General features: G+C 72.9%; 11 protein-coding genes. 7 read left to right on the forward strand and 4 right to left on the reverse strand.

All coding sequences use genetic code 11. The annotated features are described in order from the left end of the window. Positions 1-57: 57 nt before the first annotated feature. Both AB0E62_RS10740 and AB0E62_RS10745 read left to right on the forward strand, forming a co-directional pair. Positions 58-849, forward strand: coding sequence for a PspA/IM30 family protein (locus AB0E62_RS10740; protein ID WP_362190895.1), 792 nt, complete (start codon positions 58-60; stop codon positions 847-849). A 33-nt stretch (positions 850-882) separates the two neighbouring features. Then, positions 883-1,161 carry a hypothetical protein gene (locus AB0E62_RS10745; protein WP_362190897.1) on the forward strand — a complete coding sequence of 93 codons (279 nt, stop codon included), beginning with the start codon at positions 883-885 and terminating at the stop codon, positions 1,159-1,161. Positions 1,162-1,179: 18 nt separating this feature from the next. Here the strand turns inward: AB0E62_RS10745 and AB0E62_RS10750 are convergent, their stop codons facing one another. Beyond that, on the reverse strand, positions 1,180-1,671 hold the full coding sequence (locus tag AB0E62_RS10750) for an EF-hand domain-containing protein (protein ID WP_362190899.1): 492 nt from the start codon (positions 1,669-1,671) through the stop codon (positions 1,180-1,182). Between the two features lie 162 nt (positions 1,672-1,833). Between AB0E62_RS10750 and AB0E62_RS10755 the strand changes: the two genes are divergently transcribed. The 3 genes from AB0E62_RS10755 to AB0E62_RS10765 all read left to right on the forward strand — a co-directional run bounded on the left by AB0E62_RS10755 (position 1,834) and on the right by AB0E62_RS10765 (position 6,963). Then, complete coding sequence (locus AB0E62_RS10755) at positions 1,834-3,051, forward strand: sensor histidine kinase (protein WP_362190901.1); 1,218 nt, start codon at positions 1,834-1,836, stop codon at positions 3,049-3,051. After that, positions 3,048-3,728 carry a response regulator transcription factor gene (locus AB0E62_RS10760; protein WP_362190903.1) on the forward strand — a complete coding sequence of 227 codons (681 nt, stop codon included), beginning with the start codon at positions 3,048-3,050 and terminating at the stop codon, positions 3,726-3,728. Before AB0E62_RS10755 ends, AB0E62_RS10760 begins: the two co-directional genes overlap by 4 nt. A gap of 133 nt (positions 3,729-3,861) precedes the next feature. Continuing rightward, positions 3,862-6,963 carry an efflux RND transporter permease subunit gene (locus tag AB0E62_RS10765; RefSeq protein ID WP_362190905.1) on the forward strand — a complete coding sequence of 1,034 codons (3,102 nt, stop codon included), beginning with the start codon at positions 3,862-3,864 and terminating at the stop codon, positions 6,961-6,963. A gap of 77 nt (positions 6,964-7,040) precedes the next feature. Here AB0E62_RS10765 and nadA read toward each other — a convergent pair whose 3' ends face one another. Continuing rightward, positions 7,041-8,225: a quinolinate synthase NadA gene (nadA, locus tag AB0E62_RS10770; RefSeq protein ID WP_362190906.1), complete on the reverse strand. Its 1,185-nt coding sequence runs from the start codon at positions 8,223-8,225 to the stop codon at positions 7,041-7,043. Between the two features lie 264 nt (positions 8,226-8,489). Between nadA and AB0E62_RS10775 the strand changes: the two genes are divergently transcribed. Further along, on the forward strand, positions 8,490-8,846 hold the full coding sequence (locus tag AB0E62_RS10775; RefSeq protein ID WP_030340884.1) for an iron-sulfur cluster assembly accessory protein: 357 nt from the start codon (positions 8,490-8,492) through the stop codon (positions 8,844-8,846). Positions 8,847-8,930: 84 nt separating this feature from the next. Here AB0E62_RS10775 and AB0E62_RS10780 read toward each other — a convergent pair whose 3' ends face one another. After that, entirely contained in the window at positions 8,931-10,412 is a 1,482-nt protein-coding gene (locus AB0E62_RS10780; protein ID WP_362190907.1) for a hypothetical protein, read from the reverse strand. 107 nt (positions 10,413-10,519) lie between these two features. Further along, positions 10,520-10,729, reverse strand: coding sequence for a hypothetical protein (locus AB0E62_RS10785; RefSeq protein ID WP_362190909.1), 210 nt, complete (start codon positions 10,727-10,729; stop codon positions 10,520-10,522). Between the two features lie 129 nt (positions 10,730-10,858). Between AB0E62_RS10785 and AB0E62_RS10790 the strand changes: the two genes are divergently transcribed. Beyond that, a complete protein-coding gene (locus AB0E62_RS10790) occupies positions 10,859-11,833 on the forward strand; it encodes a carbohydrate kinase family protein (protein ID WP_362190911.1) in 975 nt (324 codons plus the stop codon). Positions 11,834-12,113: the final 280 nt, after the last annotated feature.

Raw genomic sequence — 12,113 nt, forward strand, 5'->3', positions numbered from 1 at the left:
GGGTTCTGTCGCAGGATCGGTGAGCTGGAGTCCGTCAGAAGGGGGCGCGCGAAGCCCATGAGCGGTGTCATGAAGCGTATGGGGATGATCTTCCGCGCGAAGGCGAACAAGGCCCTGGACCGGGCCGAGGACCCGCGCGAGACCCTCGATTACTCCTACCAGAAGCAGCTCGAGCTGCTGCAGAAGGTGCGGCGCGGCGTCGCCGACGTGGCGACCAGCCGCAAGCGCCTGGAGCTCCAGCTTGGCCAGCTCCAGCAGCAGTCCGCGAAGCTGGAGGACCAGGGCCGCAAGGCGCTCGCGCTCGGCCGGGAGGACCTGGCCCGCGAGGCGCTGTCCCGCAAGGCCGCGCTCCAGCAGCAGGTCACCGACCTGGAGTCGCAGCACGCCACCCTCCAGGGCGAGGAGGAGAAGCTCACCCTGGCGGCCCAGCGCCTCCAGGCCAAGGTGGACGCCTTCCGCACGAAGAAGGAGACCATCAAGGCCACCTACACCGCCGCCCAGGCGCAGACCCGCATCGGTGAGGCGTTCTCCGGCATCTCCGAGGAGATGGGCGACGTCGGCCTCGCCATCCAGCGCGCCGAGGACAAGACCGCCCAGATGCAGGCCCGGGCCGGCGCGATCGACGAACTGCTCGCCTCCGGCGCCCTGGACGACCCCTCCGGGATGCACAAGGACGACATCCAGGCCGAGCTGGACCGGCTCTCGGGTGGTACGGATGTAGAGCTGGAACTGCAGCGCATGAAGGCCGAGCTGGCCGGGGGCTCCCCGCAGCAGGCCATCGAGGGCGGCGCCGGTCAGGGGCAGTCCCAGCAGCAGCCGCAGGACACCCCGCGCTTCGACAAGCAGTAGCCGGGCGCCGGGGCCCGAGCCGAGGAGGCCGTCGTGATCGTACGGATCATGGGGGAGGGCCAGGTGCGGGTGGACGACACCCACCTCGCCGAACTGAACAGGCTGGACGACGAACTGCTCGCCGAGATGGAGAGCGGCGACGAGGACGGCTTCCGCCGCACGCTCACCGCGCTGCTGGACGCCGTCCGCCGCCTCGGCACCCCGCTCCCGGACGCCGCGCTGGAACCGTCGGACCTGATCCTGCCGTCACCCGACGCGACCCTTGAAGAGGTCCGGGAACTGCTGACCGACGAGGGCCTCATCCCGGGCTGACGGGGCTGACCGCGGTCCCTAGGACTTGTACCGCGTCTCCAGGTACCGGCTGTACTCGCTCTTGGTGAGGTACCCGTCGCCGTCGGCGTCGATCTCCGACAGCTCCGCCAGGGCCTCGTGCACGGGCACCCCCTTGGCCTGCTGCCAGGACAGCCACTCGGTCACCGACACCTTGCCGTCGCCGTCCTCGTCGGACAGCTCCAGCACGGCGACCTCGAAGGGGATGGCGGTCCGCTCCAGGAACTCGGGGCGGCGGTAGGCGGTGACGAACTCCCGGGCCGAGATACCGCCGTCCTGGTCGGTGTCCAGCCCGGCGCGCAGCTCGCTCCAGAGCCGGTTGCCGAGGTCGGTGATCCGCCGCCAGCGCTCGCTGCCCGGGAGGGCGCCGGAACGCAGCAGCGTCGTCTGCACCAGGTGGTCGAGGTCCACCTGCGCGATCGTCCCGTCCCCGTCGCTGTCGAGCTGCCGGAACAGCGTCTGGAAGTAATCGCGCTCGGCCTTGGTCACCATGGGTCTCACCCGTCCTGTAGGTCTCGCTGGTCACGGACGGCTCCAGACTGCCGAAGGAGGCGAGCGCCGGAACGGACGTTCACCCGGTGATCACCCGAACGGACGATGCAAGGGTCTCCGGCCCCGGGCCACGGTGTCCGGGGGGCGCCGTACTGTTCCCGGGTGAGCACTCTCGAACGCGCCCGGTGCCGCCTGAAGGCCCACCCTCTCGCCCTGGACGCCGCCCTGGCCGCCGGCGTCCTGGTGTGCATGGTCGCCGGCTCCTTCGTGGTGCCGAGGGACGGGCACGGCGTCACCTGGGGCGTGCACACCCCGGACACCCTCAGCCTGCTCCTGATGCTGCTCGGCGCCGTCGCGCTGGTCTTCCGCCGCCGCCGGCCCCGCACCGTGCTCGCCGTCACCGGCACGCTGGCCGTGGTCGAGTGCGTCACCGGGGATCCGCGCGCCCCGGTCGCGATGTCCGCCGTCGTCGCCCTCTACACCGTCGCCGCGACCACCGACCGCGCCACCACCTGGCGGCTCGGCCTGCTCACCATGACCGTGCTGACGGCCGCCGCGATGCTGGCCGGCCCGCTGCCCTGGTACGCCCAGGAGAACCTGGGCGTGCTCGCCTGGACCGGCATCGGCGCCACCGCCGGGGACGCCGTACGCAGCCGCCGCGCCGTCGTGCAGGCCATCCGGGACCGCGCCGAACGCGCCGAGCGCACCCGGGAGGAGGAGGCCCGCCGCCGGGTCGCCGAGGAACGGCTGCGCATCGCCCGCGATCTGCACGACGTCGTCGCCCACCACATCGCCCTGGTGAACGTGCAGGCCGGTGTCGCCGCCCACGTCATGGACAAGCGGCCCGACCAGGCCAAGGAGGCCCTCGCCCACGTCCGCGAGGCCGGCCGCAGCGCGCTGAACGAACTACGCGCCACCGTCGGCCTGCTGCGCCAGTCCGACGACCCCGAGGCCCCCACCGAACCCGCCCCCGGCCTGAGCCGTCTGGAGGAGCTGGCGGCCACCTTCCGCAACGCCGGCCTGCCGGTGGAGCTGGCCCTCGCCGACCGGCCCGGCGAACTGCCCGCCGCCGTCGACCTGGCCGCCTACCGGATCGTGCAGGAAGCCCTCACCAACGTGCGCAAGCACGCGGGGCCCGGGGCCCGGGCCGAGGTGAGCGTCGTCCGGGCCGGACCCCACCTGGAGGTCACGGTGCTGGACGACGGGAAGGGCGTCCCCGGCGTGCCCGAGGACGGCGGCGGGCACGGGCTGCTCGGCATGCGCGAGCGGGTCACCGCCCTCGGCGGCACCCTGACCACCGGACCCCGCTACGGCGGCGGCTTCCGCGTCCATGCGATCCTTCCGGTCCAGCCGACGACCGCCCCGGGGGAGCCCGTATGACCATCCGTGTCCTGCTCGCCGACGACCAGGCCCTGCTGCGCAGCGCCTTCCGGGTGCTGGTCGACTCCGAGCCCGGCATGGAGGTGGTGGGAGAGGCCTCCGACGGCGCGGAGGCGGTCCGGCTGGCCCGCGAGCACGCCCCCGACGTCGTCCTGATGGACATCCGGATGCCCGGCACCGACGGCCTCGCCGCCACCCGGCAGATCGGCGCCGACCCGTCGCTGGCCCAGGTCCGCGTGGTCATCCTGACCACCTTCGAGGTCGACGACTACGTGGTCCAGGCGCTGCGCGCCGGCGCCTCCGGCTTCCTCGGCAAGGGCAGCGAGCCGGAGGAACTGCTGACCGCCATCCGGGTCGCGGCCGGCGGGGAGGCCCTGCTCTCCCCGGCCGCCACCAAAGGGCTGATCGCCCGCTTCCTCGCCCAGGGCGACACGGGTGCCGCGCCCGACCCCGCCCGCGCCGAGCGGCTCGCCGCCCTCACCGGCCGGGAGCGGGAGGTCCTCGTCCAGGTCGCCGGCGGCCACTCCAACGACGAGATCGCCGAGCGCCTCGCGGTCAGCCCGCTGACGGTGAAGACGCACGTCAACCGCGCCATGGCCAAGCTGGGCGCGCGGGACCGGGCGCAGCTGGTCGTCATCGCGTACGAATCGGGGCTGGTCCGTCCGAGGACGGACTGATCTCCACCCGGGCGTACTGCGCGGGGAGTAGGGGCCCCGCGGGGAACGGGACCTGGGACCTACGCGGCGGCCGTCCCGGATGGCTCAGGGTGGGGGAGACCTGTGCCGTCCCCGGGATGAGAGAACCTGATCCATGTCCTGGCTGTCCCGCTTCAGCCTCGCGCAACGGGCCCTCGTCGGGCTCGTGTCGCTGGTCGCGCTCGCCTTCGGGCTGATCGCGATACCCCAGATCAAACAGCAACTGCTGCCCACCATAGAACTGCCCATGGTGTCGGTGATCGCGCCGTACCAGGGCGCCTCGCCCGACGTGGTCGAGAAGCAGGTCGTCGAGCCCCTCGAGGACAACCTCCAGGGCGTCGACGGCGTCACCGGTGTCACCTCCACCGCGAGCGAGGGCAACGCCGTGATCATGGCGTCCTTCGACTACGGCAACGACACCGAGCGGATCGTCGGCGACGTCCAGCAGGCCGTGAACCGGGCCCGCAACCAGCTCCCGGACGGCGTCGACCCCCAGGTCGTCTCCGGGTCCACCGACGACCTGCCGACCGTGGTCCTGGCCGTGACCTCCGACCAGGACCAGCAGGCGCTCGCGGACCGGCTCGACACCACGGTGGTCCCGGCCCTGAAGGACATCGACGGCGTCGGCCGGGTGCAGGTCATGGGCGTCCGCGACCGCCAGGTCACCGTCACCCCCGACGACGCGAAGCTCGCCCGAGCCGGTCTCACCGTGCCCTCCCTCGGCCAGGCCCTCCAGGCGGGCGGGGCGACCGTCCCGGCCGGTTCCTTCGACGAGGACGGCGCCAACCGCACCGTCCAGGTCGGCGGCGGCTTCACCTCGCTGAAGCAGATCGAGGACCTGATGGTCACCGGCGAGGGTGCCGAGCCGGTGCGCCTCGGCGACGTGGCCACCGTCAGGGAGCAGCCGGCCCCGGCCGACTCCCTCGCCCGCACCGACGGCCGGCCGAGCCTCGCCGTCAACGTCACCATGGACCACGACGGCAGCGCGGTCTCCATCTCTAACGCGGTCAAGGACAAGCTGCCCGGGCTGCGCGCGGACCTCGGCTCCGGCGCGAAGCTCACCGTCGTCAGCGACCAGGGCCCGGCCGTGGCCAAGTCCATCAAGGGACTGACCACCGAGGGCGCGCTCGGTCTGCTCTTCGCGGTCCTGGTGATCCTGGTCTTCCTGGCGTCGGTCCGCTCCACCCTGGTGACGGCGGTGTCCATCCCGCTGTCCGTGGTCCTCGCCCTGCTGGTGCTGTGGACCCGGGGCCTGTCGCTGAACATGCTCACCCTCGGCGCGCTGACCATCGCCGTCGGCCGGGTCGTGGACGACTCCATCGTGGTCCTGGAGAACATCAAGCGGCACCTCGGCTACGGCGAGGAACGCAAGGAGGCCATCCTCACCGCGGTGCGCGAGGTGGCCGGCGCGGTCACCTCCTCCACCCTCACCACGGTCGCCGTGTTCCTGCCGATCGGCCTGGTCGGCGGCATGGTGGGCGCCCTGTTCGGCTCGTTCAGCATCACCGTGACGGCGGCCCTGCTGGCCTCCCTGCTGGTGTCGCTGACGGTCGTGCCCGTGCTGTCGTACTGGTTCCTGCGCGCCCCCAAGGGCACCCCCGAGGACGCGGCCGAGGCCCGCCGCGAGGCCGAGGAGAAGGAGGCGAACAGCCGCCTCCAGCGCGCCTACGTCCCCGTGCTGCGGTTCGCCACCCGGCGCCGGCTGACCAGCGTGCTCATCGCGCTCGCCGTCCTGGCCGTCACCTTCGGCATGTCCGGCCTGCTCAAGACGAACTTCTTCGACCAGGGCGAGCAGGAGGTCCTCACGGTCAGGCAGAAGCTGAAGCCCGGCACCAGCCTGGCGGCCACCGACGCGCAGGCCCGGCGGGTGGAGAAGCTGCTGGCCTCCACCGAGGGAGTGAAGGACTACCAGGTCACCGTCGGCTCCTCCGGCTTCATGGCGGCCTTCGGCGGGGGCACCGACACCAACCAGGCGTCGTACCAGGTGATGCTGGAGGACTCCGCGTCCTACGACGAGGTGCAGCGGCACCTGGAGGACGGGCTGGAGAAGCTCGACGGCGTCGGGACGACCACCGTCTCGGCCGGCGACGGCTTCGGCAGCCAGGACCTGAGCGTGGTCGTCAAGGCCTCCGACCCGAAGGCGCTGCGGACGGCGGCGGAGCGGGTCCGCGCCACGGTCGCCGGGCTCGACCACGTCACGGACGTCACCAGCGACCTCGCGCAGAGCGTGCCGCGGATCTCGGTCAGGGCCAACGCCAAGGCGGCGGCCGCCGGGTTCGACGACCAGAAGCTGGGCGCGGCGGTGGCACAGGCGGTGCGCGGCACCACGGCGGCCAAGGCGGTCCTGGACGACACCGAGCGGGACGTCGTCGTACGGTCCGCGAAGCCGGCGACCACGCTGGCCCAGTTGAAGAAACTGCGCCTCGGGCCCGTGCGGCTCGGTGACATCGCCACGGTGCGGCTGGTCGACGGCCCGGTGTCCATGACCCGGATCGACGGGCAGCGCGCGGCCACCGTCACCGCCCGGCCGACGGGCGACGACACGGGCGCGATCAGCGGCAAGCTCCAGTCGAGGATCAAGGCGCTGAAGCTCCCGGCGGGCGCCACGGCCGAGATCGGCGGTGTCTCCTCCGACCAGGACGACGCGTTCAAGAACCTGGCCCTGGCCATGCTGGCGGCCATCGCGATCGTCTTCATGCTGCTGGTCGCGACGTTCCGCTCGCTCGCCCAGCCGCTGATCCTGCTGGTCTCCGTCCCCTTCGCGGCGACCGGCGCCATCGGCCTGCTGGTGGCCACCGGCACCCCGATGGGCGTGCCCGCGATGATCGGCATGCTGATGCTGATCGGCATCGTGGTGACCAACGCGATCGTGCTGATCGACCTGATCAACCAGTACCGGGCCCAGGGCCACGGCGTGGTGGACGCCGTGGTCGAGGGCGGCCGGCACCGGCTCCGCCCGATCCTGATGACGGCGCTGGCGACGATCTTCGCCCTGCTGCCGATGGCCCTGGGCGTCACCGGCGAGGGCGGCTTCATCGCCCAGCCCCTCGCGGTGGTCGTCATCGGCGGCCTGATCACCTCCACCCTGCTGACCCTCCTGCTCGTCCCGACGCTCTACGCGATGCTGGAACTGCGCAAGGAACGCCGGGCGCGGAAGCGGGCGGCGAAGCGGCGGCAGGACGCGGAGCGGACACCGGAGCCGGCCGGGGTCCAGTGACGGCGGAAGGGGGCCGCACCCTCGGGTGCGGCCCCCTTCTCGCGTCGTACCGCCGGAGGCGGCCGTACCACCGGAGGCTACGGCAGCGCCAGCATCCGCTCCAGCGCCAGCTTGGCGAACGCCTCCGTCTCCTTGTCGACCTCGATCCGGTTGACCAGGTTGCCCTCGGCCAGGGACTCCAGGGCCCAGACCAGGTGGGGCAGGTCGATGCGGTTCATGGTCGAGCAGAAGCAGACTGTCTTGTCCAGGAAGACGATCTCCTTGCCCTCGGGCGCGAAACGGTTCGCCAGCCGCCGGACCAGGTTCAGCTCGGTCCCGATGGCCCACTTGGAGCCGGCCGGGGCGGCCTCCAGGGCCTTGATGATGTACTCGGTCGAGCCGACGTAGTCCGCCGCCGCCACGACCTCGTGCTTGCACTCGGGGTGGACCAGGACGTTCACTCCGGGGATGCGCTCGCGCACGTCGTTGACCGAGTCCAGGCTGAACCGGCCGTGCACCGAGCAGTGGCCGCGCCACAGGATCATCTTCGCGGCCCGCAGCTCGTCGGCGGTGAGGCCGCCGTTCGGCTTGTGCGGGTTGTAGACCACGCAGTCGTCCAGGGACATCCCCATGTCCCGGACGGCGGTGTTGCGGCCCAGGTGCTGGTCCGGCAGGAACAGCACCTTCTCGCCCTGCTCGAACGCCCAGTCCAAGGCGCGCTCGGCGTTGGACGAGGTGCAGATCGTGCCGCCGTGCTTGCCGGTGAAGGCCTTGATGTCGGCGGAGGAGTTCATGTACGAGACGGGGACGACCTGCTCGGCGATCCCGGCCTCGGTCAGCACGTCCCAGCACTCGGCGACCTGCTCGGCCGTCGCCATGTCGGCCATGGAGCAGCCGGCGGCGAGGTCGGGCAGGACCACCTTCTGGTCGTCGGACGTCAGGATGTCCGCCGACTCGGCCATGAAGTGCACACCGCAGAAGACGATGTACTCGGCCTCCGGGCGTGCGGCGGCGTCCCGGGCCAGCTTGAAGGAGTCACCCGTGACATCGGCGAACTGGATGACCTCGTCGCGCTGGTAGTGGTGGCCGAGCACGAAGACCTTGTCGCCGAGCTTCTCCTTGGCCGCGCGGGCGCGTTCGACCAGGTCGGGGTCGGACGGCGACGGCAGGTCGCCGGGACACTCGACGCCCCGCTCGCTCTTCGGGTCGGCCTCGCGGCCGAGCAGCAGCAGGGCGAGCGGACTCGGCTGCACGTCGAGCTCCGGGGTCTGGGCGGTGGTCACGACACGCACCCTTTCTACTTTTCGTCTAACTGACGCTATCTATCATAACTGCTTCACGTCACTTTGACGATGGCCATAACGTCGATGTGACGTGAATCCCGCCGAGGCCCTTCTGCGGGCCGCTGTCCCCCCGACGGGCCATGTGCGAGCATGAGGAAGCGACAGAAAACGCGACAACGCGATTGCCCGGCCCGGAATGAATCCGCGGGAACGCCGGTTGCACTCGTCGGCAAGCAGTCTCCGTACAACCCGGGAGAGATGTAGATGTCCGTATCGGACGAGACCACCACCGTCACCGACGGCATCATCCTGACCGACGCCGCCGCGGCCAAGGTCAAGGCCCTGCTCGACCAGGAAGGCCGCGACGACCTCGCGCTGCGCGTCGCCGTCCAGCCCGGCGGCTGCTCCGGCCTGCGCTACCAGCTCTTCTTCGACGAGCGCTCGCTCGACGGCGACGTCGTGAAGGACTTCGGCGGGGTCAAGGTCGTCACGGACCGGATGAGCGCTCCGTACCTGGGCGGCGCCACCGTCGACTTCGTGGACACCATCGAGAAGCAGGGCTTCACGATCGACAACCCGAACGCGACCGGCTCCTGCGCCTGCGGCGACTCCTTCAGCTGAGCCGAGCCGGACACCGGACGGTGAAGGCGGCGGTCCCCTCCACGGGGGCCGCCGCCTTCGTCCGTCACGGACCGGCGGGCCGGGTCAGCGCGGCCGCGCCGACGCCTGCGGCAGCGGCGCGCCCGGCCCGGCCTCCCGGACCGCCCGGCCGTCCGCGCCGGTCACCGTCCGCCCGTCCAGGGGCGCGTCCAGCGTCACGGTCCGCGTGTACTCCCTGCCGATCAGCACGCACACCCGGCCCGGCCAGGGCGTCTCGGTGACCGTCACCGTCACCCGGTCGCCGCTCTCCCGCGCCGCGACCCGGTAGTCGGCGCACACCCCGCCGTAGAAGCGCACCCGCAGCGTCCGCCCGTCGGCCGTGTACGAGGTCACCGGCACGCTCCGGCTCCTCCCGCGCTCCCCGGACGGCGCCGGTGCCGGGGACGCGGACGCCGATGCGGACGTCAGGTACGCCGGGTCGACCGCCGCACGCGGCACCGTGAAGGTCTCGCCCCCGCCGGACGGCCGCACCCGGAACAGCCAGGACGGCACCAGCGCCTGCCGCCCGCCCACCGAGTGCGCGGCCAGCCCGAACACCGCCCGCTCCACGGTGAGCGTGTTCCGCGCCCGCTTCGGCACCCCCGTGGAGGCCCCGCACGTCCGCGCCGGCCGGTCCTTCAGCGGCTCGGGGCTCGCGCACCCGCCGGTCCCCGTCCGGTGGCCGTCCCCGGCCGGCCCGTTCATCAGCTCCAGCGTCCGCGCGGCGCCCAGCACCGGATACGTGTCGCCCCGCACCGGCATGGCCAGCAGCCCGTGCCCGCCGAGCAGTTCGCCCCCGCGGCCGACGGTCAGGCCGGTCGTCCAGCCGTACGTGGGCAGCCCGCCCACCACCGGATCGGCGGTCACCACCCGCCCGGCCCCCCTCACCCGGCTCGCGTCGGTCCGCGCGCCCTTGAGCCCGGCCGCCTCCAGCACCGGCGCCGCCGCCCGCCCGGCCTCGGCCGCGCTCACCGGACCGCCGGCCGGAGCGCCCGGGTCCGGGGAACAGACGGTCACCTTCCGGCAGTTGTCGGTGCCGGGCGCGTACCGGCTGTACGACCAGCCGCCCGGCGCGTCCCGGTCCACCGTCAGCACCGGCCCGGAGCCGTCCCGGCCCCCGACCCGCCAGCTCCGCCCCGCGGCCACCGGGGTCCCGTCCATGCCGAGCGCCCGTGCCAGCCGCGCCACCCGCTCCCGGCCGACCTCGGCCCCCGGCCCGTACACCGGCGCCGAACCGGGCCCCCTGGGCAGCTCGCCGGCGGCCACGTACCGGGCACCGGACGGATCGGGCTCACCGGGCGCGATACCGCCGGTACCGGCACCGGGCCGGTCGTCCAGGGCGAGCGGCGGGGGAGTACGGGCCCCCGCGGGCGCGGCCGGGTCGTCCGAGGATTCGCCCCGGCCGCCGGCCGCGAGATACGCCCCGCCGCCGCCGACGAGCAGCACGGCGGCGGCGACGGAGACGACGAGCGCGGTGGGGCGCCGCCTCGTCCGCCCGGTCCCGTGGCGCTCCGGGGCGCCGGAGTCTTCGGGGTGCTCGGTGTTCACCGCGTCCCTCCTCGCTGGTCGTGCCCCGCGCTCCCTGCGTTGCCCGCGCGGGGGACGGCGATGGGACGCGGGAGCGCGGCGCGCGGTTCCCGGTCGCGTGCTCCCGGTCAGTCGCCGTAGTCCGACATCGCGTCCAGCAGCCGGGCGGACCGGGCCGGCACGGACACCCCGTGGATCCGGGACGGGGACACCGGACGGGACTCGGCCCGCTCCGGGACCGCCCAGTGCGGCACCATCCGGGCACAGTCGCCCCACAGGGGGGCGAGGCCGCCGCCGGGCTCGGCCGGGGCACAGGAGAAGTCGTCGGGGTTCGTCATGGGCGCACCGTACGCACGGCACGGGCCGCGAAGAAAGATCTACTATCGGGTAGTTTCGTCAGCTTCTGCGGGGGCGGCCGAACCGGTAGCGTGAACTGTCACCCCAGCCTCCCCAGGAGAATCCCCGTCGTGCGCATCGCAGTCACCGGCTCCATCGCCACCGACCACCTCATGACCTTCCCCGGCCGCTTCGCCGACCAGTTCGTCGCGGACCAGCTGCACACGGTTTCGCTCTCCTTCCTGGTCGACAACCTCGACGTCCGCCGCGGGGGCGTCGCCGCCAACATCGCCTTCGGCATGGGCCAGCTCGGCACCCGCCCGGTCCTGGTCGGCGCCGCCGGCTTCGACTTCGACGAGTACCGGGCCTGGCTCGACCGGCACGGCGTGGACACCGAGTCCGTCCGCATCTCCGAGACCCTGCACACCGCCCGCTTCGTGTGCACCACCGACGCCGACCACAACCAGATCGGCTCCTTCTACACCGGCGCGATGAGCGAGGCCCGGCTGATCGAGCTGAAGACCGTCGCGGACCGCGTGGGCGGCCTCGACCTGGTCCTCATCGGCGCCGACGACCCCGAGGCGATGCTCCGTCACACGGAGGAGTGCCGCTCCCGGAACATCCCGTTCGCCGCCGACTTCTCCCAGCAGATCGCCCGGATGGAGGGCGAGGAGATCCGGATACTGCTGGACGGCGCGACCTACCTCTTCTCCAACGAGTACGAGAAGGGGCTGATCGAGTCCAAGACCGGCTGGAGCGACGCGGAGATCCTCGCCAAGGTCGGCCACCGGGTCACCACGCTCGGCTCGCGGGGCGTGCGCATCGAGCGGACCGGCGCGGACCCGATCGAGGTCGGCTGCCCGGAGGAGGACCGCAAGGCCGACCCCACGGGCGTCGGCGACGCCTTCCGCGCCGGGTTCCTGTCCGGGCTGGCCTGGGGCGTCTCGCTGGAGCGCGCGGCGCAGACCGGGTGCATGCTCGCCACGCTCGTCATCGAGACGGTGGGGACGCAGGAGTACCAGCTGCGGCGGACCCACTTCATGGAACGGTTCGTGAAGGCGTACGGCGAAGAGGCGGGCGAGGAGGTCCGGGCCCACCTGAGCTGAGGCCGGGCCCGGCCACTCGGCCGCCCCGGTTCCCACCCTGCCGGGCGCGAGTGCGATCGCGGTCGCCGCGCACGGCCCCTCCTCCGCTGGACCGCGCGGTGCGCTTCGTCGCCGGCCGCGTCCTGGAGGACGGCGCCGGCTGCGTCCCGCCCACCCCGTGGACGGCCGGGCGCTCCCGGCGCAGCACGCCTGCCGCTCCTCGGCCACCCCGGCTGCGGTGACCGCGCCGGCAACCGTCCGTCGCCGAACGGCGGACCGAACCGGATGCCGGGCTCCGGGA

This window comes from Streptomyces sp. NPDC038707 (genome assembly GCF_040636485.1).
GTDB lineage: Bacteria > Actinomycetota > Actinomycetes > Streptomycetales > Streptomycetaceae > Streptomyces.